This window comes from Pontibacillus sp. HN14, assembly GCF_021129245.1.
Lineage (GTDB): Bacteria > Bacillota > Bacilli > Bacillales > BH030062 > Pontibacillus.
In genome coordinates this window covers 1,503,247-1,527,931 of the sequence record NZ_JAJOLR010000001.1, presented here as the reverse complement: position 1 = coordinate 1,527,931, position 24,685 = coordinate 1,503,247, and the positions used below count along the sequence as shown (strand labels likewise).

Annotated in this window: 28 protein-coding genes; 18 read left to right on the top strand and 10 right to left on the bottom strand. The window is 40.6% G+C overall.

Going from position 1 to position 24,685, the window contains the following annotated elements:
• The first annotated feature begins 7 nt into the window (after positions 1-7).
• From recD2 to LQ226_RS21130, 13 genes are all read left to right on the top strand, one after another.
• On the top strand, positions 8-2,344 hold the full coding sequence (gene recD2, locus LQ226_RS07960; protein WP_354665909.1) for an SF1B family DNA helicase RecD2: 2,337 nt from the start codon (positions 8-10) through the stop codon (positions 2,342-2,344).
• A gap of 145 nt (positions 2,345-2,489) precedes the next feature.
• Positions 2,490-2,678, top strand: coding sequence for a hypothetical protein (locus LQ226_RS07955; protein ID WP_036785611.1), 189 nt, complete (start codon positions 2,490-2,492; stop codon positions 2,676-2,678).
• A 24-nt stretch (positions 2,679-2,702) separates the two neighbouring features.
• Positions 2,703-2,855 carry a YrzQ family protein gene (locus LQ226_RS07950; RefSeq protein ID WP_084599619.1) on the top strand — a complete coding sequence of 51 codons (153 nt, stop codon included), beginning with the start codon at positions 2,703-2,705 and terminating at the stop codon, positions 2,853-2,855.
• Positions 2,856-3,090: 235 nt separating this feature from the next.
• Positions 3,091-4,158 (top strand): AI-2E family transporter, encoded by a 1,068-nt coding sequence (locus LQ226_RS07945; protein ID WP_231417295.1) that lies wholly within the window; start codon positions 3,091-3,093, stop codon positions 4,156-4,158.
• Between the two features lie 379 nt (positions 4,159-4,537).
• Complete coding sequence (gene alaS, locus LQ226_RS07940; RefSeq protein WP_231417294.1) at positions 4,538-7,183, top strand: alanine--tRNA ligase; 2,646 nt, start codon at positions 4,538-4,540, stop codon at positions 7,181-7,183.
• An 89-nt stretch (positions 7,184-7,272) separates the two neighbouring features.
• Positions 7,273-7,539 (top strand): IreB family regulatory phosphoprotein, encoded by a 267-nt coding sequence (locus LQ226_RS07935; protein ID WP_231417293.1) that lies wholly within the window; start codon positions 7,273-7,275, stop codon positions 7,537-7,539.
• Between the two features lies 1 nt (position 7,540).
• Positions 7,541-7,960, top strand: coding sequence for a Holliday junction resolvase RuvX (ruvX, locus tag LQ226_RS07930; protein ID WP_231417292.1), 420 nt, complete (start codon positions 7,541-7,543; stop codon positions 7,958-7,960).
• Positions 7,961-7,969: 9 nt separating this feature from the next.
• Positions 7,970-8,254 (top strand): DUF1292 domain-containing protein, encoded by a 285-nt coding sequence (locus LQ226_RS07925; RefSeq protein ID WP_231417291.1) that lies wholly within the window; start codon positions 7,970-7,972, stop codon positions 8,252-8,254.
• Positions 8,255-8,445: 191 nt separating this feature from the next.
• A complete protein-coding gene (mltG, locus tag LQ226_RS07920; protein ID WP_231417290.1) occupies positions 8,446-9,564 on the top strand; it encodes an endolytic transglycosylase MltG in 1,119 nt (372 codons plus the stop codon).
• A gap of 116 nt (positions 9,565-9,680) precedes the next feature.
• Positions 9,681-10,319 (top strand): O-methyltransferase, encoded by a 639-nt coding sequence (locus tag LQ226_RS07915; protein WP_231417289.1) that lies wholly within the window; start codon positions 9,681-9,683, stop codon positions 10,317-10,319.
• A gap of 110 nt (positions 10,320-10,429) precedes the next feature.
• Complete coding sequence (gene udk, locus LQ226_RS07910; protein WP_231417288.1) at positions 10,430-11,062, top strand: uridine kinase; 633 nt, start codon at positions 10,430-10,432, stop codon at positions 11,060-11,062.
• Between the two features lie 187 nt (positions 11,063-11,249).
• Positions 11,250-11,726 (top strand): transcription elongation factor GreA, encoded by a 477-nt coding sequence (gene greA, locus LQ226_RS07905; RefSeq protein ID WP_231417287.1) that lies wholly within the window; start codon positions 11,250-11,252, stop codon positions 11,724-11,726.
• A 143-nt stretch (positions 11,727-11,869) separates the two neighbouring features.
• Complete coding sequence (locus tag LQ226_RS21130) at positions 11,870-13,579, top strand: peptidoglycan D,D-transpeptidase FtsI family protein (protein ID WP_231417286.1); 1,710 nt, start codon at positions 11,870-11,872, stop codon at positions 13,577-13,579.
• 10 nt (positions 13,580-13,589) lie between these two features.
• On the opposite strand, the gene LQ226_RS07895 is transcribed toward LQ226_RS21130, so the two are convergent.
• The gene (locus tag LQ226_RS07895; RefSeq protein ID WP_231417285.1) at positions 13,590-13,883 is read right to left on the bottom strand and encodes a hypothetical protein; all 294 of its coding nucleotides are present in this window, start codon (positions 13,881-13,883) and stop codon (positions 13,590-13,592) included.
• A 126-nt stretch (positions 13,884-14,009) separates the two neighbouring features.
• Between LQ226_RS07895 and LQ226_RS07890 the strand changes: the two genes are divergently transcribed.
• From LQ226_RS07890 to LQ226_RS07880, 3 genes are all read left to right on the top strand, one after another.
• The gene (locus tag LQ226_RS07890; RefSeq protein ID WP_231417284.1) at positions 14,010-14,822 is read left to right on the top strand and encodes a YrrS family protein; all 813 of its coding nucleotides are present in this window, start codon (positions 14,010-14,012) and stop codon (positions 14,820-14,822) included.
• 20 nt (positions 14,823-14,842) lie between these two features.
• Positions 14,843-15,535 carry a 5'-methylthioadenosine/S-adenosylhomocysteine nucleosidase gene (gene mtnN, locus LQ226_RS07885; protein ID WP_231417283.1) on the top strand — a complete coding sequence of 231 codons (693 nt, stop codon included), beginning with the start codon at positions 14,843-14,845 and terminating at the stop codon, positions 15,533-15,535.
• 70 nt (positions 15,536-15,605) lie between these two features.
• On the top strand, positions 15,606-15,839 hold the full coding sequence (locus LQ226_RS07880; protein ID WP_231417282.1) for a YrhC family protein: 234 nt from the start codon (positions 15,606-15,608) through the stop codon (positions 15,837-15,839).
• Between the two features lie 53 nt (positions 15,840-15,892).
• Here LQ226_RS07880 and LQ226_RS07875 read toward each other — a convergent pair whose 3' ends face one another.
• From LQ226_RS07875 to sda, 9 genes are all read right to left on the bottom strand, one after another.
• A complete protein-coding gene (locus LQ226_RS07875; RefSeq protein ID WP_231417281.1) occupies positions 15,893-16,051 on the bottom strand; it encodes a hypothetical protein in 159 nt (52 codons plus the stop codon).
• Between the two features lie 68 nt (positions 16,052-16,119).
• Positions 16,120-16,839: an RNA polymerase sporulation sigma factor SigK gene (sigK, locus tag LQ226_RS07870; RefSeq protein WP_231417280.1), complete on the bottom strand. Its 720-nt coding sequence runs from the start codon at positions 16,837-16,839 to the stop codon at positions 16,120-16,122.
• Positions 16,840-17,015: 176 nt separating this feature from the next.
• Positions 17,016-17,384, bottom strand: coding sequence for a monovalent cation/H(+) antiporter subunit G (gene mnhG / locus LQ226_RS07865; RefSeq protein WP_231417279.1), 369 nt, complete (start codon positions 17,382-17,384; stop codon positions 17,016-17,018).
• Entirely contained in the window at positions 17,365-17,658 is a 294-nt protein-coding gene (locus LQ226_RS07860) for a Na(+)/H(+) antiporter subunit F1 (RefSeq protein WP_370635479.1), read from the bottom strand. The genes mnhG and LQ226_RS07860 overlap by 20 nt, the downstream gene beginning before the upstream one ends.
• A 16-nt stretch (positions 17,659-17,674) precedes the next feature.
• Complete coding sequence (locus LQ226_RS07855; protein WP_231417277.1) at positions 17,675-18,151, bottom strand: Na+/H+ antiporter subunit E; 477 nt, start codon at positions 18,149-18,151, stop codon at positions 17,675-17,677.
• A 6-nt stretch (positions 18,152-18,157) separates the two neighbouring features.
• Positions 18,158-19,639 (bottom strand): Na+/H+ antiporter subunit D, encoded by a 1,482-nt coding sequence (locus tag LQ226_RS07850; protein WP_231417276.1) that lies wholly within the window; start codon positions 19,637-19,639, stop codon positions 18,158-18,160.
• Entirely contained in the window at positions 19,632-19,970 is a 339-nt protein-coding gene (locus LQ226_RS07845) for a Na(+)/H(+) antiporter subunit C (RefSeq protein WP_231417275.1), read from the bottom strand. The genes LQ226_RS07850 and LQ226_RS07845 overlap by 8 nt, the downstream gene beginning before the upstream one ends.
• A gap of 1 nt (position 19,971) precedes the next feature.
• A complete protein-coding gene (locus LQ226_RS07840) occupies positions 19,972-22,305 on the bottom strand; it encodes a Na+/H+ antiporter subunit A (protein WP_231417274.1) in 2,334 nt (777 codons plus the stop codon).
• A gap of 188 nt (positions 22,306-22,493) precedes the next feature.
• On the bottom strand, positions 22,494-22,634 hold the full coding sequence (sda, locus tag LQ226_RS07835) for a sporulation histidine kinase inhibitor Sda (protein WP_084599643.1): 141 nt from the start codon (positions 22,632-22,634) through the stop codon (positions 22,494-22,496).
• 422 nt (positions 22,635-23,056) lie between these two features.
• On the opposite strand from sda, the gene LQ226_RS07830 reads away from it, so the two are divergent.
• Both LQ226_RS07830 and yqeH read left to right on the top strand, forming a co-directional pair.
• Positions 23,057-23,587 carry a YqeG family HAD IIIA-type phosphatase gene (locus LQ226_RS07830; RefSeq protein ID WP_231417273.1) on the top strand — a complete coding sequence of 177 codons (531 nt, stop codon included), beginning with the start codon at positions 23,057-23,059 and terminating at the stop codon, positions 23,585-23,587.
• Complete coding sequence (yqeH, locus tag LQ226_RS07825; RefSeq protein ID WP_231417272.1) at positions 23,575-24,675, top strand: ribosome biogenesis GTPase YqeH; 1,101 nt, start codon at positions 23,575-23,577, stop codon at positions 24,673-24,675. The genes LQ226_RS07830 and yqeH overlap by 13 nt, the downstream gene beginning before the upstream one ends.
• Positions 24,676-24,685 lie beyond the last annotated feature (10 nt).

Below are 24,685 nucleotides of genomic sequence, written 5' to 3'. Positions count from 1 at the left end.
AACCCTTATGGCAATGGAGAAGCAATTAGAAGAAAATTTCGAACCCGAAAAAGGCTTCATCAAAGGGGAACCACTAAGAATGATTTACCATAATGATGAAGAACACTTTTCCATTGCACTGGTTAAAGTCATCGAGACCAATGAGCCTTTTGAGGAAAAAGAAATTGTGTTAAAAGGCCATTTTTCACCATTAGACCAGGGAGAGCACTATACGTTTTATGGAAAGGTGACCAATCACCCGAAATTTGGTGAACAGTACCACGTTGAGCATTACCAAAAAGAAGTGCCAACGAGTAAAGAAGGGATCGTTGGATACCTTTCTAGTGACCTATTTTATGGAATCGGGAAACGTACTGCTGAAAATATTGTTGGCATACTTGGGGAACAAACCATCAGCCGTATCCTGCAAGACCCTTCCGTACTAAAACAAGTCCCAGGTCTGAAGCAAGATAAAGCGGACAGGTTAGTGGCAGATTTAAAGCAACATCAGGGATTTGAGCATATTGTAATTGGTTTGTCTCAATACGGCTTTGGATTGCAAATGGCTCAAAAAATTTATGAAACGTACCAAGACCAAGCGCTTGAAATTCTGCAGGAAGATCCTTATCAATTTGTATTTGATATTCAGGGTTTTGGTTTTAAACGCGCCGATGAAGTGGCTTCACAGAATAATATTGCTTTTGATCACCCGACAAGAATTCAAGCAGCCTGTATGTACGCTTTAAATCAAGGGAGTAGTCATGGGCATGTCTATATGACTTTTGAAGCTTTAGAGGAAGAAGTGTTAAGCATATTACAAGGTTCATCTGGCCTTATTACCAAAGAGATTATTTCCCGAGAAATAGCGCAACTTGTCGAAGATGAGAAAGTACTAGTGGAGCAGGAAAAAGTTTATTTGCCATCGCTTTTCTTTGCAGAAGCCGGTTTCGCCAAACAAATGCACAGAGTTATGCTTTCAGAGCTCGAGGAAGAGTTTACTCAGGCTGAATTAATGAAAGTCGTTGGGGAAATTGAAGACGAAGAAAGCATAAGTTATGGGAAGGAACAGTTTGATGCGATTGAGAAAGCCCTTCATTCCAAAACGATGATTCTAACAGGTGGACCTGGTACTGGAAAAACGACAGTTATTAAAGGGATTGTCAACGCTTACGCCAAATTGAAGCGAAAGTCTCTCAAGCCTGCTGATTATGGAAAAGATGAACCGTTCCCATTCCTTCTGACAGCTCCAACGGGAAGAGCAGCCAAACGCATGAATGAATCAACAGGATTGCCAGCAGTCACCATTCACCGCTTGCTTGGATGGACAGGTGGTGAGTCATTTGATAAAGACCAAAACAATCAACTAAGTGGAAAGATATTAATAATTGATGAATTCTCTATGGTTGATATCTGGCTTGCGAATCAACTGTTTCGGGCCATACCTGATGATATGCAAGTGCTGTTAGTAGGGGATGAAGATCAGCTGCCATCTGTCGGACCAGGGCAAGTTTTATCTGACTTGTTAACGACTGATTACATACCAGCTACACAGCTCAAAGAGGTATATCGGCAAAAGGAAGGCTCGCAAATTATTCGATTGGCACACGACATGAAAAAGGGCAAATGTGACGAAGAATCATTAGCCAAATCTCATGACTTTTCATTCATTACATGCCCTGAACCCCAGGTGTTGCCTGTTATTCAGCAAGTTTATCAAAAGGCGATGGCAAGAGGCCATACTTTAAAAGATATCCAAATACTGGCCCCAATGTATCGGGCTAAGAATGGTATTCATCAGCTTAATCAGGAGATTCAAGCACTCGCCAACCCTCCTTCTAGACAGCGTAGGGAAATAAAGATGAAAGATGACCTCACTTATCGCTCTGGGGATAAAGTTATTCAGCTTGTCAACCAGCCTGAGTCAGGGGTCTACAATGGAGACATAGGTGAAATTGTCGCGATTTACAGAGCTGATGAGACGAAGGAACAAAAAGAGAAGCTTGTTGTGTCCTTTGAAGGCAAGGAAGTGGAGTACTTACGTAAAGATTTGAACCAACTGATGCATGCCTATTGTACATCCATTCACAAGTCTCAAGGAAGCGAATTTCCGATTGTTATTTTACCTGTTGTAAGAGGATACAGTCGAATGCTTCGAAGAAACCTGTTATACACGGCGGTTACACGTAGTAAGCAATCCCTTATTATCTGTGGAGACCAAGAAGCCTTTAAGCGAGGTGTAGACACAGTAGATACCAATCGCCGCTTTACGGATTTGCCTGATAAGATCAAGATTTACATGGAAGCTGAAGTGAAGGATGAAGAGGATCTCGATGAGGAAGAACTTTCCCCTTATGACTTCATGTGATTGGCACATACTATAACTGTTCCACGTTAATAAACGTTGTGGGACATACCATTGGGTGCCAGTAAATTCATCTCTACGTGTATGACTGATCTTTTTACGGGCAATAATGGCAACTAGATACTTACACAAGTAAGGAGTTGCCGTCATGCATTGTCCAAATTGTAAACGAAAAGATATCGGGAAAATTGGTAATAACCAATATTACTGCTGGACCTGCTTCATCGAGCTATCGACGACTAAAGGCAAGGTTCACGTACACCAAGTTGAAGAAGATGGCTCCCTAAGCTCTCTGGATGACTTGTTTGGAGACGAAGAGCAAACAGCCCAATGGTAAATCCATTTACGGGTGGTGAAGCGAATGAACAGGTTCTCTTCTCTAGTAGCACTTGGAGTAGGCGCTGCCGCATTTTACTCCAGATCGAAAAGAGGTCGCAAGAAAGACTTCTCCGATATGTTCTCAAAACGGTCAATGAAGCGTATGCGTAAGAGAGTAAGCAAAGCTTTCCGTTAAATAAAAAAAAGCAGGTCCCGCAACCGCGGGGCCTGCTTTTTTTGTCTGATGTGGAAGGGAGCTGTTTCTCTTTGCTTTAGCGTAAGGTGGTCTGAGCTAGCCCAAGCACTTTTTAGCAACGGACCTTTCCGACTTTACACCGATCAGAAAACCAGTTTATTAAATATGTGTGAGGAGGTATAAAACGTTCTCAAACCAATCACCCTAATATAAACAAGAAAAGGGAGGTGCGACTGTGGAAAATAAGTCCTCGACACTTCAATGGATTTACCGCTCTGTATTGGTTTTACTGGTATTATTAATTGTTTATTTGATTGTTAAGCTCTTCCCCTTTTATGAAACGTTTCTTCAAGTCCTGTTTCGTTTGTTTATTCCGTTTATTGTGTCCTTATTCATTGCTTATTTGCTCCATCCTGTAGTGGAAGGGTTATATCACCGTAATGTACCACGGTGGCTTGCCATTACGTTGATCTATATTTTGTTTTTTGGCGGCATAGGGTATGTGGTATATAAAGCGTATCCGCTATTTCTGAAGCAAATGAAGGGCTTAAGTGAAAGTTTGCCTGGATTTGTTGAAACATATAGACAGTGGATCTATGAGATCTATGAACGTACTTCCTTTTTGCCAGAAAGTGTTCATGATCGTATGGATGTCATGTTAACGAATGTGGAGCAGCTTGGTGAGGATTTTATACTATCTATAGGGAACCGTTTAACAGGGTTGTTTGATGTGTTTATCATTCTGGCGGTCATTCCTGTTTTGGTTTTTTATATGCTGAAAGACTATCCGATTATGTCGACAACTTTATACAAGCTGACGCCCAGGCGTTACCGTAAGGAGGGGCAGGAAGTTTTACATGAGATTGATAAAAGCTTAGGGAGTTATATCCGGGGCCAACTGCTAGTGTGTTTGTTCGTAGGCCTAATTTCTATGCTGGCTCTGTGGTTCATTGGAATGAGGTTCCCCCTTGTCCTTGGTGGAATAATGGGAGTGACCAATATTATCCCGTATTTTGGACCGATCATAGGAGCAGTGCCAGCGGTTGTTATAGCTTTTACGGTATCAACGAAGATGGTTTTGTTTGTGGTGGTGGCTGTATTTGTCGTGCAACTTATAGAAAGTAACTTGCTTTCGCCCTTTATCGTCGGAAAGAGTCTACACATCCATCCGGTCTTAATCATTTTTGCACTTCTTATTGGAGGGGAGATCGGCGGGATTATCGGGATGATTATAGCCGTTCCTGTTCTTACCATTATTCGTGTCCTGATTCATCATACGAAGTTGTTTCGGCAAGAACGTTGACATTTCGCTATTTGTTTTCTATAATTTTGGCATAAACAAGACTAAGAAACGGATACACAATACGTTGAAGGATCGAGTACATAGCAGTCCATCTGCTAGAGAGAAGCTCCCATTTGGCTGAGAGGAGTTTTAGATGAAGGGCTATGGAACGCTAATTCTGAGTGCAGGTAAAAACTGCCGGGTTTCGCTCCGTTACAGTGAAAGTGGAGATCGTTATGATCTCTTCGTAAAGTGATGGATTCTTAAGGAATCCGTAATCAGGGTGGTACCGCGACAACTCTCGTCCCTGCAGGTGATGCAGGACGGGAGTTTTTTTATGTCCAATTGTATGACTCGATCTATACGTCGTTGTATTCGTAATACCAAGGAGGCCCCTTCCATGAAAACATTAACGTCAGCACAGGTACGTCAGATGTTCCTTGATTTCTTTAAAGAAAAAGGACATAGCGTAGAGCCTAGTGCATCTCTCGTTCCACACGAAGACCCAACACTACTTTGGATCAATAGTGGGGTAGCAACTTTAAAGAAATATTTTGACGGTCGAGTGATTCCAGATAACCCGCGTATTGTAAACGCCCAGAAATCAATTCGTACGAATGATATTGAAAACGTAGGGAAAACGGCCCGTCACCATACGTTCTTTGAAATGTTAGGAAACTTCTCCATTGGAGATTATTTTAAGAAAGAAGCGATTGAATACGCTTGGGAATTCTTAACGAGCCCAGACTGGATCGGATTTGATCCTGAGAAATTATCTGTAACCGTACACCCAGAAGACGATGAAGCATTCAACATGTGGAAAGATGATGTTGGGGTACCTGAAGAACGCATCATTCGTCTTGAAGAGAACTTCTGGGACATTGGTGAAGGTCCAAGTGGTCCTAACACAGAGATCTTCTATGATCGTGGTGAAAAATACGGAAACGATCCAAAGGATCCTGAACTGTATCCAGGTGGCGAAAATGAACGTTACCTTGAGATCTGGAACTTGGTGTTCTCTCAGTTTAACCATAATCCAGATGACACGTATACTCCATTACCGAAGAAAAACATTGATACAGGTATGGGACTAGAACGAATTGTATCTGTTATTCAAGATACACCGACAAACTTTGAAACGGATTTATTTAAGTCGGTCATCGAACATACCGAAAAGCTTGCAGACACGACGTACGGCAAAGATGAAGAGAAAGATGTTTCCTTTAAAGTAATTGCAGACCACGTCCGCACAGTAACATTTGCAGTTGGAGACGGTGCTCTTCCTTCTAATGAAGGCCGCGGGTATGTTCTACGTCGTTTGCTTCGTCGCGCTGTCCGTTACGCGAAACAAATAGGCATTCATGAGCCATTTATGTATAAACTCGTAGGGCATGTGGCAGACGTTATGCAAGATTTCTATCCAGAAGTGAAGAAAAAGCAGGACTTCATTGAGACGGTAATGAAGAACGAGGAGGAGCGTTTCCATGAAACTTTAAACGATGGTTTAGCGATCCTTACAACAATCATCAAAGAAGAAACAGCTAAAGGGAAAAACGTCTTCCCAGGTACAGAAGTTTTCCGCCTTTATGACACTTATGGCTTCCCGAAAGAGCTGACAGAAGAGTATGTGCATGAAGCAGGTTTTACCCTTGACGAGGAAGGCTTCCGACAAGAAATGGAACGTCAAAGAGAACGTGCACGTAATGCTCGTCAAAAAGTGGATTCCATGTCTGTACAAGAAGGTGTTCTTGGAGAAGTAACGGTAGCAAGTGAATTTATTGGCTATGACCAGCTTGAAACCTATACAACGATTACAGAGCTTGTGAAGAATAAAGATTTTGCTTCTGAGGCACAAGCTGGCGAAGAAGTATATGTATTTCTTGAGAAAACTCCTTTCTACGCTGAGAGTGGAGGACAGGTTGCTGATAAAGGGTATATTCAAACGGAATCGGCTACCCTTGAAGTGCAAGATGTTCAAAAAGCACCAAACGGACAAAATCTTCACCGTGCTATTGTACAAGAAGGTACGATTCAAAAAGGTGAACAAGTAAAAGCGACGGTTGAGCGCGGCACTCGTTCTCACGTGGTGAAAAACCATACGGCTACACACTTATTACACCAAGCTTTAAAAGATGTGTTAGGAGAGCATGTGAACCAGGCTGGTTCCCTTGTAAGAGGAGACCGTCTACGCTTTGACTTCTCACACTTTGGGTCTGTATCAACAGAGGAAATAGAACAAATTGAAACAGCAGTTAACGAAAAAGTATGGGCTTCTATTCCGGTATCCATCGGCACTCATAGCTTGCAAGAAGCAAAAGACATGGGGGCTATGGCGCTCTTTGGTGAAAAATACGGGGACGAAGTTCGGGTTGTAAAGGTTGGCGATTACTCCATCGAGCTTTGCGGCGGTTGTCATGTTTACAACACAGCTGAAATTGGTCTCTTCAAGATTATTGCTGAGTCAGGCATCGGTGCAGGAACTCGTCGTATCGAAGCGGTAACAGGTAAAGGTGCTTATGAGTATATGAACGGGAAAGAAGTACTGTTAAACCAGGCTGCAGACTTGTTAAAGACAAAACCACATACGGTTCCTGAGCGCATCGAAGGACTTTATCAAGAAATGAAAGAAGTTCAAAGAGAGAAAGAGTCTCTATCAGCGAAATTATCTAACCTTGAAGCATCTTCTATTTTAGATCAATTTGAAGAGGTAGAAGGGGTTTCTCTTCTAGCTAAGCAAGTTGATGTATCTGATATGAACGCGCTTCGTAATATGTTGGATGATTTAAAACAAAAGGTATCTTCAGGCATTATTCTTCTTGCATCTGTTAACAATGGTAAAGTACAGTTAGTTTCTGGTGTCACGAAAGATTTAATGGATCAGGGTTACCACGCTGGTCATTTAATTAAAGAAGTGGCTACACGCTGCGGCGGAGGCGGCGGAGGTCGTCCTGATATGGCACAAGCCGGTGGTAAAAATCCTGATCAGGTAGAAGAAGCCGTTAACTATGCAAAAACCTATGTTCAAAACGTTGCGAATCAAGGATAATAGGGAATAGATCGAAAATATGGGTTGTATTCTCAAAATGAAGCTTACAAGTAAGCGGTATGTGGGTACATCTATAGAGAGGTGATTGTATGAGTTCCATGGATAAAACAATGAAATTCAATTTTCCAGAAGAACCGTTTGATGAAAATGTAAAAGAAGTCTTGCTTTCGGTTCACGAGGCTCTTAAGGAAAAAGGGTATAACCCGATCAATCAGATCGTGGGATATTTATTGTCCGGGGACCCGGCGTACATTCCTCGTCACAAGGATGCACGTAACCTCATTCGCAAAATGGAACGCGATGAACTGATCGAAGAACTAGTGAAATTCTATCTAGAACAACAACAAGAGGGTTAACATGAAAACAATAGCATTAGATGTAGGTGAAAAAACAATAGGACTCGCCGTAAGTGACGCACTAGGCTGGACAGCGCAAGGTTTAACCACCCTGCGCTGGACAGAGGGTGAGTATGAGGATGCGTTCAAACAACTAGAACCATACATGAAAGAGCATGAAGTGAGTAAACTAGTTATTGGACTTCCAAAAAACATGAATGGTACGATTGGTCCAAGAGGAGAAGCCTCTCAAGTATTTGCCGAGAAATCAGAGGCATACTTCAACGTGCCCAGCGTGTTATGGGACGAGCGACTAACAACAATGGCAGCTGAACGCGTTTTGATCGATGCGGATGTTAGTCGTAGTAAACGGAAGAAAGTTATTGATAAAATGGCTGCTGTTATGATTTTACAAAGTTATTTAGATGCTAATTCAAATTGAGGTGTTAATATGGGTTTAGAAGAAAAAGAACGAATTATTATTCCGGATGAAAACGGAGAAGAACATTTATTTGAAGTCTTATTCAGCTTTGATGTAGACCAAACAGGTCACTCTTACATTGCTGTAGTTCCAGCAGAGCAGCAGGAATCAGACGAAGAAGTTGAAGTATTTGCTTTCCGTTATGAAGAAAAAGAAAGTGATGACGACGACCTTGCTCTTTATCAGATCGAATCTGATGAAGAATGGGAAATGGTCGAAGAAGTCCTAAACACATTAGTAGACGAACAAGAATAAAAAAAGAGACCCTTTAAGGGTCTCTTTTTTTGTATCTTAAATGATTACCCATCTCATTTCAGGTTAAATAAACGCATTTTTCATAAACATCCTACAGCTGAACCAAAATCGAAAGATGTAAATTTTCAGCAAATGATAGAAAGACAAAGGGGAATTATAGTATAATATAGCGGATGGAAGGAGGAAATGTCATGTCTTCGTCGAATCATGATGATCCAATGAAAGATAACCAAAAAAAGCGCAGTGCGGAAGCGAAAACTGTTCGTAAAATCGTTGCCATTGTACTCGCTATTGTTATAACGGTAATAGCTGTTGTGGGTATAACTGGATACATATACATCAGCTCTGCTCTTGAACCGGTAGACCCGGATGACACGACAAAAGAAAAAGTTGATATTCCGATCGGTTCGTCCGTGTCTCAGATTGCCTCCATTCTTGAAGAAGAGAATGTCATTAAGGATAGCCGTGTGTTCCGTTTTTATGTAAAGTTTAAGAATGAATCAGGTTTCCAGGCTGGGGAGTACTCGTTTACTCAAGCCATGTCCCTTGATGAACTCGTGAAAGCTTTAAAAACAGGTAAAGTGGTAAAAGATCCATTGTTAACGGTGACCATTCCTGAAGGAAAAACGGTAGCACAAATTGCAGATATTTATTCTAGAAAGACCAGCATTGAGAAAGAAGACTTCATGGATAAAGTAAACGAGGATGCGTACGTAGAATCGTTGATTGACACCCATCCCAATTTATTATCAGAGGTTATTTTAGACCCTGAGATTAGAACACCTCTTGAGGGGTATCTGTTTGCTGCCACGTATGATTTTTATGTGGAAGAACCAACGATTGAACAAATCGTTGAAAAGATGTTATCAAAGACCGAAGAAGTGATTGCACCTTATATTCCTGCTATGAAAGAACAGGGTCTTACAGTACATGAAGCTGTTACAATGGCTTCTCTTGTAGAAAATGAAGCAAAGACTAAAGAAGACCGACAAAAGATAGCAGAAGTGTTTTACAACCGTTTAGAAGAAGGGATGCCTCTTCAAACAGACCCAACTGTGTTGTATGCCTTAGGAGAACATAAGGACCGTGTGTTATATGAAGATTTAGAAGTAGAATCTCCATACAACACGTATCATGTGAATGATTTACCGATTGGACCTATTTCTAACTTCGCTGAGAATGCAGTTGAAGCGACTGTGAATCCAAAAGAATCCAATAATCTATACTTTTTAGCCGCATCAGATGGTACAATTTACTATTCTGAGACGCTAGATGAGCACAACCGCAAGAAAAATAAATATATTAATTAAGATTTGTAGGGATGTGAGGGGAAAACCCCTCGCATTTCCTGCTTTTTTTATGCTAAAATAAGAGGGTTGTAATGAAAGCAGTAAAGAATGATTAATTCTATGTGGGGGATTAAGATATGATCGATCCGAAATTAGAGCACTATTTGATGCAAACTATTGACCAGAAAGAGGAAGACATTGTGGCAATAGAGTCTTACGCAGCTGAGCATCATGTACCGATTATGGAACCCTTAGGGATAGAATTTCTACAGCAAATGATTCGAATTAAACAACCGAAGCGGATATTAGAAATTGGTGCAGCCATTGGGTATTCAGCTATTCAAATGGCAAAAAGCGATCCGGAATGTGAAGTTGTTTCCATTGAACGTGATGAAGAACGATACAATGAAGCAATTCGCAACATAAACAAACTCGGACTAGAAAATCGAGTGCGTATTTTGTTTGGAGATGCCTTTGATTTAGCAGAGGAATTGAAAGCAAAAGGGCCTTATGATGTATTATTTATTGATGCAGCTAAGGGGCAGTACCAAAGGTTTTTTGAATTATTTACACCAGAGCTTGAATCAAATGGCATGGTGATTTCCGATAATGTTTTGTTTAAAGGGTTCGTCGCTGATGATCCGGCTGATGGTTCAAATATTGCCAAAATTGCTCGTAAAATACGCACTTATAATGAGTGGCTCATTCAACACCCTGACTACCAAACAACTATTGTGCCTGTAGGGGACGGAGTAGCGATAAGTGTAAAAAGATAAAACAAGCCAGCGCCAGAACGAACTAGAAGCTTTGCTTTACTAGTTGATATAAATGGCAGTTCTATTGCCTCATACCATAATGCGTACGAACAATCGAAAGGAGAAGCAGCATGAGTGATAAGCCCGTAGTCATAGGTGTTGCTGGAGGAACTGGATCAGGGAAAACGACTGTTACCCGTTCAATTATCCAGCAGTTCACTGACAAAACAATCTTGATGATGGAACAAGATTATTATTATAAAGATCAAAGCCATTTACCTTACGAGGAACGTCTGAAGACCAATTACGATCATCCACTCGCTTTCGATAACGATTTACTCATTGAGCATGTTCAAAAGCTCATAGAGAAAGAATCCATTGAGAAGCCAGTTTATGATTACAAAATGCATACCCGTTCAGATGAAGTGATCCCAGTGGATTCAAAAGACGTCATTATTCTTGAAGGAATTATGGTTCTTGAAGATCCTCGCCTTCGTGACCTGATGGATATTAAAGTATTTGTGGATACAGATGCGGATGTACGTATTGTTCGTCGTCTTTTGCGTGATATTAAAGAAAGAGGAAGAACAATTGATTCGGTTATAGAACAGTACATCAATGTTGTGCGACCGATGCACCTTCAATTCGTTGAACCTACGAAACGATATGCGGACATCATCATTCCAGAAGGTGGCCAAAACCATGTTGCAATTGATTTAATGGCTTCTAAAATCAAGACCATTATCCAAGAAAAGGGAAATTAGAGCATAAATAGATAAAATTGTTGAAAACGTATTAAAAATCTGCCATGATATGTGGTAGTAGTTCTAGAACACCCATTTCTTCTATAAAATAGTAACGATTCGTTTGAGCGCACAGTTCTTGTGCCGCTCATTTTTATATAAGGATTGGGGTATTTCTTTTCGTATTGTATGAAGGAGTGATTGAGGTATGTCTGAAGAAAAAAGTTATTATATGACCGAAGAAGGTTTACAAAAGTTAGAAGACGAACTAAAGTATTTGAAAACGGAAAAGCGTCAGGAAGTAGTAGAACGTATTAAGATTGCCAGAGGGTTCGGAGACCTTTCTGAGAACTCTGAGTATGACGCAGCGAAAGATGAACAAGCATTCGTTGAATCTCGTATTTCTCAAGTAGAAAATATGATCCGTAATGCAGAAATCATCGAAAGCGATTCATCAGACAGTGATGAGGTTGCACTTGGTAAGTCCGTTACTTTCCAAGAACTCCCTGATGGAGACGAGGAAACGTATACCATTGTAGGAAGTGCCGAAGCGGATCCGTTCGAAGGAAAAATCTCAAACGATTCTCCAATGGCCAAAAGTCTTTTAGGACATGTAGTTGGAGAAAAGGTAACTGTTGCTACACCTGGTGGCGAAATAAACGTTAAAATCGTTAGCGTTGAATAGGAATCAAGACAAGCTCATGGGAGGACAACCTCCTTTGAGCTTTTTTTATGGGTAACCGAAGGCATTCACACAGAAGAGTATCGTTCCTCATTCAGGTTTAGTGTTGTTTCTCAATGGAGATAATGATGCCAGAGGTGAGTGGTGTGGAAGCAAAGCGAACTAAGGTCATTGCGGTTTGTTTAATTTTTTTGTTTGGTCTTCTGTTATATAGATTAGCCACAATTCAATTAATTTCAACTGAGCGTTTTGGTAAGGAGAACGTTAACTTACTAGAGGCGAGTGTGGAACAGCGCACTCAGTCTGTATTATTACATAATGGACGGGGAAGTTTGCTTGATCGACATGGTGTACCCGTTACAAATCCAGCTACTTCCGATGTTGTCTTTTTCCCATTCTTAAAGGATATGGATGTTCCTTTAGAAGAAGTCGCGACCATCATTGATGAGCCTTCTTGGAAGATCGAGCAATGGATTCGTGTGAGTGAAGAACCTTTTTATTTGTCGGATCGTTTGGAACGTTCGTTAACAGATGAAGAGTTTAAGACGTTTCAAGAATGGAATTATCCTGGAATGGTTTCTGTAGGTCGGGCCACACCAGGTGACCCAGATATCGCCTCTCATTTCTTAGGGGTCGTTAGAGGGAAAGGGGCTTCAGGCCTCGAAGAAACGTTTGAAGAATTTTTAGCTGCTAAAGATGAGGAGAAACTCCTCTATCATGTTGATGGGAAGGGAGACCCTTTATTTGGCCTAAAGGTGAATTATTTAGGGCTGCAGGACCCCTATTACCCTGTTAGTGTAAAAACGACGCTTGATTTAGATCTCCAGAAGAAAGCTGAAGAGTTGATTGACGCTTCCGGTATGAAGGAAGGCGGTCTTGTCTTGTTAGATGTGGAATCACGAGATGTGTTGGCTTTAGTAAGTCGACCAGATATGAACCCAAAAGATCCAAATAAATATGAAAATAAAATGCTTACAAGCTACTCCCCGGGATCTGTTTTCAAAACCGTGGTCGCAGCAGCCGCTATAGAGAATCCGAATGTTAATACTCGAGAAACTTTTAATTGTGATTTGGGTATAAATGAAGGAGAAGAACCGACGCGTTCTTTAGGAGTGTTAACGTTTGAGGAAAGTTTTGCTCAGAGTTGTAATTATACATTTGCTAAAATAGCAAATGAAATGATGGCTCATGATGAGGACGTGTTAGAAAACTATGCGGCTAAGCTAGGGCTTACAGAGCAAGTTGGATGGAGAGGGGATGTATTTCGCCTGAAAGGTTTTAAACAGTTTGGGCGCGAGGACCGGAATCAAATTTGGGGGCCTGATCCGCAAAAAACAGTTCCTCTCGCGGTTTCACAAACGGCAATCGGTCAGCTTGATGTTCAGATTACTCCTCTTTCCATGGCGAACATGATGGCAACGATTGCAGCTAAAGGCGTAAAAAAAGAAGTTCGCGGGGCAACAGAGATTCTATATCGAAATGGTTCTGAATTTATAAGATTCCCAGAGCATATTGATACAGATAACCGTCTTTCTTCTTATAGTTCGTTGAAATTACAAGAGTTGCTACAAAAGGTTCCCACTTCAGAAGGGACTGCTAGTACATTACAAGGGTTAAAAATTGCCGGAAAATCGGGTACAGCGGAAGTGGAAAATGCTGATGGAGTGAAAGAAAATCAGTCTCACCACTGGTTCGCTGGCTATTTTCCTTATGATACACCCAAGTATGCGATGGTCGTCGTCACACTAAATAGTGCACAGTCTGGGCCAACATACTCTGTTTATAAGGACATGGTTTCTTATCTGTACCAACAAGAAGACATAAAAGAATTGAAAAGAAGGGACCCTGCTTTTTAGTAGGTTCCCTTCATGCATGTAACGGAGTTTGGTGGAAAGAGGTGCGATAACCCGATTTTAGTAAATCACGGATAAAAGTCTCTTTTTCCAAACTTATAATAAACTCAAAAACCACCTGTTCTTCTACGTTGTTTACTTCCATCGTAATCCCATTAAGGAAGTAGATGCACAAACGCTTTTCTTCTTTGCAGTAACCGACCTTGCTGAACCTAGATAAATTCCACGCCTTCTTGTTAAAGCTTGTCACGTTCAATTGCTCCACCACCTTTATTTTCTCTCTTCTTGTATACACTATATTATACATAAAGTGAGTTATTCCTCCATTTCAGCAAAAGTAGTAGACAATCGACAAAAAAACACAAAACCTTTTGTTGGATATATTGGTTCTACCTTCGTGTCATAGTATAATGAATCAAAGGGGGAACTAGGAATGAGTCGAACAAATCGTTATGAAAAGAAGCGAAAAAACACGAAGCTGATGACTGGCTTTAGCGTGTTAGCTGTTGTATTTGTGGTTGTTTTAATCGGTGTTATTGTATGGCCATTTGGAGGCAATGAAGCGAAAGAAGATGGAGATCCAGACACTGCAGAACAGGCTTCAGGTCAAATGGAAGAAACAGATTCTGAGGCTTCTGAAAGTGAAGAAGACACGAATGAAAATGTAGAAGATGAGAATACAGAAGAGGAGTCTGCATCTTCTGAATCAGATGAATCAATAGCTGATGAGGACAAGCAAAAAGATGTAAGCGAGTCTAATGATGAGGGTACAGAAACAGAAACTCAAGATGAAGATGAAGCAAAAGATGAAGAAGAGAAAGAGGAAATGGAATCTGAAGAGGAAACTGTAGCAAGTGATGAGTACATAGATATACCGTCTGTATCAAAGGAAGATAACGTCTTGGAAGTGTACGAAGGTAAATGGGGCGCGATTCGTACCGAACAAGAAGGAAAGCATGTGGCTACGTTTGATGATACAACTAAGGACTGGGAAGAAATGATGGACTCCATTTATCTTGGAGCTGGCGTTTCTGAGGACTCCACATTATGGAGGGTAAACAACGGTGGTAATAACCAAACGGCCGTTGCAACCATTTCAGATCAAACAGGCAAGAAAACGTACCGGGTATACACCGCATGGGTAGAAGGAAAAGGATGGAAGCCTATGAGGGTGGAAGTTTTAAAAGATAATGAATATAAAGCTCAGTATAACGAGCAAGATGACTCAGGCGAAGAAGAGTCTTAGATTAAAGGAGAGAAATCAGCATGACAATTGGTATTATTGGAGCTATGGACGAAGAAGTAGAATTATTAAAGAGTAACATGACCATCCATCAGGAAGAGACCGTTGCGAGTTGCACGTTTTATAGTGGGGAACTAGAAGGGAAAGAAGTTGTCCTTACAAAATCCAATATCGGTAAAGTAAATGCAGGGATGGCTACAACGATCTTGCATGAGCGTTATCAGCCAACACATATCATTAATACAGGTTCAGCTGGAGGTTTCGCCAAAGAACTAAAAGTAGGAGATCTTGTTATCTCTTCTGAGGTACGTCATCATGACGTCGATGTGACAGCCTTTAACTATGAATATGGACAAGTGCCTGACATGCCAGCTGCCTACCTTCCTAGCGAAGAACTCGTTCAGGTTGCAGAAAAGGCTGCAGAAGAGTTAGAAGAGCTCCATACAGTAAGAGGGTTAATAGCAACAGGTGATTCGTTTATGCAGGATGCCAGCCGTGTTGAGTTTGTGCGAGGTAAGTTCCCGCTATTACAAGCTGCGGAGATGGAAGCAGCAGCCATAGCGCAGGTGAGCCATCATTACGGAACTCCGTTTGTTATTATTCGATCTCTGTCTGACATCGCGGGTAAAGAATCGAATGTTTCTTTCGATCAATATTTAGAGACAGCAGGTAAAAACGCTGCTACTCTGATTCAAGGGATGCTTCGTCAGCTGTAATCCCAATAATTTACTAATCACCTCCCTCTTTATCCATGTTATGATGAACAACACAGGGGGAGGTTTTTACATGAATAAAGATGATTTGAAAGCAAGAATGGAAGACTATTCCCGTTTTATTGTAACGCTTTTAATTTTAAGTGTTTATTTTTATCTCGGTACAATTATTACAACGTATTTAACTGAATCGAACTATGAATTACTCATGATGGGACTTACCACGATAAGTATCAGTGCTGCCTTTGTGTATACAATGCGATGGAAGAAATGCAGTCAGAAATTACAAGATCAAGAAACCCAATAAAAACAGATTCAATGATCATTGAATCTGTTTTTTTGTATGGGCTAGCTTCATGTCTAGGCAAATCGATTATAATAGTATCCTCCACCTAGCACCAGTAATAAGATGAGCAATACGACTACTAAACCAAGCCCGTATCCTCCAAAAGGACGATAATATGGGTATGGTACTGGATAGGGGGTGTATGGGTATCCTGCATATCCGCAATACCCCATCGCTATTCACCTCTCTTATAGGTATTTGCTATACCTTATGAAGAGAGTGGTTTTTTTGTGTTATGATCTTAATGATTTTGAGAAGGGTTCTGATGTTCTTTTCTGTAAAACTCGTGAAAGATTTTCATGAGCGCTCTTTTTTCAATTCGCGATACATAGCTTCTTGAAATCCCGAGTGTTTTCGCAATCTCTCTTTGGGTCATTTCCTCTTTCAGTCCTAACCCATACCGTCCAATGATTACTTCTTTTTCTCGCTTATCTAAGATCTGTAAGTATTCCCTGATTTTCTCCACTTCCATATTTAATTGGATCAATTCTACCACATCTGCATTTTCTGCTTTTAAGATATCGATCAGGCTAATCTCATTTCCCTCTTTATCCTGCCCAATCGGATCTTGCAACGAAACATCCTTCTTGGTTTTCTTTAACGCTCTTAAATGCATTAATATTTCGTTTTCAATACAGCGAGCAGCATAGGTGGCAAGTTTCGTCCCTTTTCCTGGAGAGAAACTCTCAATTCCTTTAATTAATCCTATGGTTCCAATAGAGATCAGGTCTTCATTATCCTCTCCGGTGTTCTCAAACTTCTTCACAATGTGAGCAACGAGTCTTAAGTTATGCTCAATCAATCGGTTTCTTGCCTCTTCATCTCCTTCATGCATTTTTTGTAGACATTTGGCTTCTTCGTCTGGTGGAAGGGGTTGCGGGAAGGCATGATTTTTGACATAGGATACAAAGAAAAGGGTGTCTTTGATAAAGAGGGCAAGGGCAGACAGTAAACTAGACAAGCGCATACACCTCCACGTTAACATTTAGGCATTGGCCTATATAGTCACCTTATGCAGTCACGTGGAGAATAGTGTCTGTCCCTTAACAATTGCATACGCTCTTCCACTATAATAACTAGTTCAGGTTCATATTCAATAAAAAACCGTTCAGCTAACTTAGCTGAACGGTTTTTTCGTTATTGGTCGTCTGAATCTACGACTTTTTTGTAGTCATCTTTAATGCTGTGATCCCATAACTGAACGCCGCTACGGTAAGCAGCTCTTGAGATCATGTGACCAGACACAGGAGCTGTTAACAGGACGAATATAATACCTAATATCAATTTCCCGCTAATCATTCCATGTTCAATGTAAAGGAATAAGAAAGCTCCGATCATAATGCCGGCTACTCCAAGAGTAGCTCCTTTTGTGGCAGCGTGAAGCCTTGTGTATACGTCAGGGAACCTAATGATTCCGATAGAGCAGGAAATGATGAAGAAGGTACCTGCTAGCAAAAATACCATAATAACGAGGTCCCAAACGATTTCAATCCATGTCCCGCTCAATGATAACACCCTTTTCCAGGAATTTTGCGATGGCTACAGTACCGATAAACAACAAAATTCCTATTAGTAAAATAACATCGTTTAATTGTGTTGTAACAAGATAGATGGCAATTAATCCGGCCAGGGCCATAAGGTTAATACCGATTGTATCTAGTGCTACTGCACGGTCTGGGTTTGTTGGGCCTACAACAGCTCTGTATAACAAAAGGATAATGGATATGGATGTAACCACAATACAGAATTCGGTTACAATCTCAAGCATCTCTTTTGTCATTTCAACAGTTAGCATCTTATCTTGTCACCTCCTTAATCGCTCGCTCAAATGATTCTTTAATGGAATTAATCTCTGATTCTACGTCTTCAATGTTCATAGCATGAACGTAAATATAAGAATGATCATTGGAAATAGCAATAGAGAGTGTACCCGGCGTTAATGTGATGAGATTTGCTAACAACGTAATTTCCCAGTTGCTCTTAAGATCAACGGGTACGGCAAAGATACCAGGTTCCATATTTAAATTTGGTTTATATACCCATTTCAAAATGGTCACATTTGACAAGATGAGTTCTTTAATAAACAACAAAATCAGCGATATAATTTTGAAAAATCGCTTCATGTAGAATTCATCTGGAATAAAGCGCTGAAGCATAAACAACAACACAATCCCAAATAAGTATCCAGTGAAGAAGCTGCTAAATGTGTACGATTCCTGAAGAAACGTCCACATAATTGCAATAATAATATTTAAAACAATTTGAAAAGGCATGTGGGTTTACTCCTTTAACACGGACTCAATGTACTGAGAAGGATCCAGTAAGGATTGTGCGATCTCCTCAATAATTGGATAAACGGTTTCAGCTCCGACTCCTAAATAAATCGAGAAGAAGACAAGAAAAGCAATAGGCCATGTAAAGCCTCGAGCAACTTTTTTATCAGGTGTAAATGTTTCGTCTTTCTCTCCCCAGAAGCCTTGAATGAAGATGCGAATCATAGAGAAAAGGATAAGTAGACTGGTTAACAGTCCAATAATGACGACTACATATTGATCCTTTTCTAAACCGCCTTGCATTAAAAGAATCTTTCCAATAAATCCGCTAAACGGTGGAATTCCTGCCAGCGTAATACTGGCGATAAAGAAGAGCCAGCCAATAACAGGGTACTGGTGAATGAGTCCATTCATCTTTCTTAAATCACTTGTTCCAGCCAGGGTAGCAATTGCCCCGACAAGAAGGAACAGAGCTCCCTTTACAATCATGTCGTGAATTAAATAGTAAACGGTTCCGGCTATAGATGTTTCAGTAAATAACGCAATACCCATTAACATAAACCCGACAGCAGGAATGATGTTGTAAGCTACGATAAGCTTAATGTTATGAGTGGACAGTGCCCCAATTACGCCAAAGAGCATCGTCAATGCCGCTAACCATAAAAAGAATTGGTGAGTAATATCAACCTCGTGATGGAAGATGATCGTAAATGTACGAAGGATCGAATAAATTCCCACCTTGGTTAATAACGCCCCAAATAGGGCTGATACAACAGGGTTTGGCACGATATATGATTTAGGCAGCCAGTAATAAAGAGGGAAGACAGCTGCCTTGGTTGCAAATACAAAGAACAGTAGAATTCCGATTGTTGTTAAAATCCCTTTTTGTTCTGCTTCTTGAACGCGTTCTGCGACTTGGGCCATATTCACGGTACCCACTACAGAATATAAGAATGATATGACGGTTACGAAAAGCATAGAAGAGAATAGGTTTAATAGTACATATTTCAATGATTCTCTTAATTGAACTTTCTCCCCGCCTAGAACAATCAGACCGTAAGAAGCCATCAGAAGAACTTCAAAGAAAACAAATAGGTTGAATAGGTCACCTGTTAGAAAGGCTCCAGAGACCCCGGTTATGAGTAAGAAGAAGAACGTGTAAAAATAAAACGATTCTTTCTTGTCACTCAGAGATTTCGATGCAAAGAATACGCACGCAACTGCAATGATATTGGTGGTAATGACAAGCAGGATTGCTAGCATGTCTGCAACAAATACAATGCCATAAGGTGCTTTCCATCCACCCAATTCAAGTACGATGGACCCATTCTGGTAGACATCCCATCCGATATAAAGAACGACTACAAGGTTTATGAGTGCCACGATTCTTGAGAATAACCGAACAGTAGTTAATTTCGTATTGAAAAAGGCGACGATAATACCGGCTAATAGTGGTAGTAGGATTGGTAAAACAGCTAAATTACTCATTTTCGTTACCCCTTAACTCGTCCATATTATCAGTTTCATTCGTTTGGGCTGCTCGATAGGCCAGAACGAGCAAAAAGCTTGTCACACCAAAACTAATAACAATAGACGTTAAGATTAATGCCTGTGGTAAAGGATCGACATAGTTCTCGACCCCTTCCACAATAATAGGAGGTTTTCCTCGCTTTAACTTCCCCATTGTTAGAATGAAAAGGTGAGCTCCGTGAGAGATAAGAGCTGTACCAATAACAATGCGAAGCAACTGCTTTTGCAGTAAGTTGTAAATTCCTGTTGCGAACAGAATACCCGCTAACAGGGACGTAATAATTTCCATCTTATTCTTTCGCCCCTTTCTTACGGCGAAGCTTAATCATATTGAAGATTGCAAGTGCTGCAATGCCTAATACGGTAATTTCAAATAATGTATCAAGTCCACGCATGTCGACAAGGATTACGTTAACAACGTTATGACCGCCTCCGAGTTTTACAGACGTTTCAAGGAAATAATCTGAAATTGGCTCGAACCATTTGCTGTTATAGGAGGAGATCCCCACTATAGTCATCATAGCACCAAAGGAAATGGCAATGACCGCATTAATAATGATAGAGCCGGCGGATTCATGACGTTTTCTTAGTTCTGGCAAATGCATAAAGACTAATAAGAATAAAGCGACCGTAACCGTTTCAATAATGAGCTGGGTTAATGCTAAGTCAGGTGCTCGATATAGGACAAATAGAATGGATAATCCATATCCGACAACCCCAAGAATCAGAATAGCTGCAATACGATTATTGGTAAATATGGTGGCTAATGCTGCTAGCACCATCATAATGACGACAAGCATTTCAGGGAAAGTCACATCTGCCAGATTGGTTGCCTCTAATGCTAGTCCATTAGTCATAAGCATTGTACCAACCGTTCCAAGAAGGATGGCTGCTAGTAAGAGACGTACATAACGTCTTAAAGACCCATTCATATATCCATTTGTAATCGTGCTTGAATATTTCTCCGTTCGATCAACCAACCAATCGTAAGCTTTATTCAGACTTAAGATCCCTGGGACTGCTTTATAGACGCCAGCCCAATAAGGTCGGAAGCTAACCAAGAGCGCCCCTAATGCGACTACGATCAAGGACATATGGAGTGCAGGTGAGTCAAAGCCATGCCAGAACTTGATCTGTTTCTCCATCGGCTCTCCCTTTACTGCCTCGGCTACGTGGTCGATTAATGCGCTGTTGAATAACTCAGGAATTAATCCAATTGTAATGACCAAGAGCACTAGGATAATAGGGGAGATGAGCATCCCGATTGGTGCCTCGTGTGGCTTCTGAGGCAAGTCTTTTTCTTTGTATTCTCCCCGGAAAGTGCCGAAGAAAAGGTACATGGAATAGACAAAGGTAAAGATGCTACCAAAAACAGCCAGGTATGGAATGAGCGTAGCCAATGTATGCGCAAGCCCTTCTGCTTCTAAATGAAGTGCGGCATCAAAGAAGAGTTCTTTACTATAAAATCCGTTTAAGAACGGTAAAGGTACCCCTGCCATAGAAAAGGTTCCAAAAACAGCCAGTGTAGCTGTGATTGGCATAAGGGTCATGAGTCCGCCCAATTTGCGGATATCACGCGTCCCTGTTTCGTGGTCAATAATTCCGGCGACCATGAACAAGCTACCTTTAAATGTAGCGTGGTTTAAAATGTGGAAGACAGCAGCAAAGACGGCTACTTTTGTTCCAAATCCAAGCATGGCCATAATCATACCAAGTTGACTAATTGTAGAGAACGCCAAGATCCCTTTCAGGTCTGTTTGACGAACTGCCATATAGGAGCCCCAGCATAATGTCACAATTCCTACTGTGCTAACGATAATAAAGAACCATTCATTCATCGAGAAGATAGGTAAAAAGCGAGCAATTAAAAAGATACCGGCTTTAACCATCGTGGCTGAGTGAAGGTATGCACTAACAGGAGTAGGAGCTTCCATTGCGTCAGGTAGCCAGATATGGAATGGGAACTGTGCGGATTTTGTAAAAGCACCCAAGAAAACGAATCCTAAGATCCACCCGAATTGAGGGCTATTCACAATTGTTTCTTTCTGATCCATCATAGCTTGAATACTCGTGGTATCCGTGACAATGGTTAACAGTAATAGTCCACCCAGTAAACTAAGGCCTCCAAATACGGTAATCAACATTGATTTTAACGCCCCGTACCTTGAGCCCTTCCTGTGATTCCAGTATCCGATTAGAAGAAAGGAAGAAAGGGAAGTAAGTTCCCAAAACGTATAAAGTGCAAATACGTTATCAGAGAATACGACACCGAACATGGCTGCCATAAACATGAGTAAGTACACGTAAAAATGACCTAGTTGCTCACTTTTATGTAAATAGTAGATAGAGTACAGTACAACAAGTGAACCAATACCACTAATGAGCAAACCAAATAGTAAACTAAGGCCGTCTAAATACAAGTCAAAATTGATTTGTAGTGACGGGATCCAAGCGTACGATCGCTCAAAAGGGGAAAATTGTGTACCTACCTGAGTGATAAGGTAAACAAATATACTAAAGGGAATAGGTAGCACAAACCACCCTGTATGAATGGAGTTTTTCCATTTACTCAGGAATGGGATAAACAGTGCTAAAATCAGTGGTAAAAAAATAGCGGTTAACATTCAGTCTAAGTCCTCCCTCGATATGAATAAAAGAATGTACCCTTTTAACATACGGTTTTCAAGATGCTAATATCCACTCCATTGTAATAAAAAAAAGAGGTAAGAAGCAACTTTATACTATTTAAAAAGACTGTGACGATTTTGTGAATATAAAAAAAGCCCATTGCACGTAGCAATAGGCGGCTTGTTTAGCTTGTTCGCTTAATATTCTGAATGATTGATCGACGTTGTAATTCCTCTTCAATGAGCTTAATAAATTCTGCGCTGAGGTTAAGTTCTGTGGCTTTATAGTATGACTCTATGAGTAATTCATCTGATAAATGTTCCATAGCGATCACCAACAAAGTGTTGGCTGACACCTCCCGCGAATAATTTTACTTGCCTATGTAGATTCGTACTTATATGTGATAAGATTATGTTTTGTTTTAGTGTGAACTAAATGTATCATGAATCATATTGCCCCACAACACCATGCATATCCACACCCACCTGTATATAAGTTGTGGGTAAACTGGTAAATTTGTACACAAATAGGATGGGAACGTTGTGTGTTTTGTGTATAGAGTTATCCACAATCGAAATGTTGTAGGAATTTGTCGAACGGTTTTTCTTCTTCTTAAGCAAAAAAGGCATAAAATATGCTTTTCTTTTAATAAAAGTAAACTTTCTTTTGAAAGGGAATGATAAATTTTATATCATGGATAGGTGGTCCAAATGTACGGTAAATAGCAAAAGAAGAGGTGATTAAGAGGTGTTAAAAAAGTTTCTGCCAGATGAACACGTTCAATCTGTATTTGAAATCAAACCTTCAGAGCTAAAGGAACGTGGAATCAAAGGCATTATTACAGACTTGGATAATACGCTGGTTGCTTGGGATCAAGCTGATGCAACCCCAGAAATTATCCAGTGGTTTAAATTAATGAAAGAAAACGATATTCAAGTAACTGTTGTATCCAATAATAATGAAAGTCGTGTAACGTTTTTCTCTGAACCCTTAAATATTCCATTCATTCATAGTGCAAGGAAACCGTTAGGGAAAGCGTTCCGTAAAGCAAAAAGAGAAATGAATTTAAATAAAGAAGAGATTGTGGTCGTAGGGGATCAGCTTTTAACAGATGTGTTAGGCGGTAATCGGGCTGATTTCCACACAGTACTCGTTGTACCTATTGTTCAGACAGATGGATTATGGACAAAGGTGAATCGTAAGATCGAACGACAAATTTTAGGTTGGATGAGAAGTCGTGGAATGCTCAATTGGGAGGATAAAGAATGGAAAAAGTAATTTGTTATGGATGTGGAGCTGAAATTCAAACGGAAGATCCTAAAGCTCCTGGATATGCTCCTCCTTCTGCTCTAGAGCGAGAAGAGGTTATTTGTAAGCGATGCTTTCGTCTGAAACATTATAATGAAGTACAAGACGTAGATTTAACGGATGACGACTTCCTGCGTATGTTAAATCAAATTCGTGATACCGATGGAATGATTGTGAAAGTAATGGATATCTTTGATTTTAACGGAAGTTTCATTCAAGGATTGCCTCGCTTTACTGGAAATAAGCCGATTATATTGGTTGGCAATAAAGTTGACTTACTTCCTAAATCAGTCAATCACAACAAGGTAAAGCAATGGATGAGACGGCTTGCAAAAGAGCAAGGCCTGAAAGTGAACGATGTCTTCCTTGTTTCTGCAAAGACTGGTGAAGGAATGCAAGAAGCATCTGAAGCTATTGAAGAGCATCGTAAGAAGAAAGACGTTTATGTTGTCGGGTGTACGAACGTTGGGAAGTCTACGTTCATTAATCACTTAATACAAGATTCTACAGGGGAAAAAGAAGCCATTACGACGTCTTACTTCCCAGGCACAACGCTTGGCTTTATTGATATACCATTGGATGAGAGATCATCTCTATTTGATACTCCAGGTGTTATTAACCGACATCAGATGGCTCATTATGTCTCAGATAAAGATCTGAAAGTCATTACACCTCAAAAGGAAATTAAGCCGCGTGTTTATCAATTAAATGAAGACCAGACCTTATACTTTGGAGGGCTAGCGCGCCTCGATTTTAACAAAGGGGATAAGCACTCTTTCGTATGCTACTTCTCTAATCAACTGAATATTCACCGTACGAAGCTCGAAAAAGCGGATGAATTATATGAGAATCATTTAGGAGAACTCCTTTCTCCTCCGGACCAGGAAACAAAGTCTCAATTGCCTCCTTTAAAGGCTCACAGTTTTCAAGTAGTAGAAGATAAGACGGACATTGTATTCTCAGGTCTTGGCTGGATTACTGTGCCACATGGTGGCGTGACAGTAACGGCGCATTTACCAGAAGGGGTTCGTGTTTCTCTTCGATCCTCATTAATTTAATAGGTGGAGG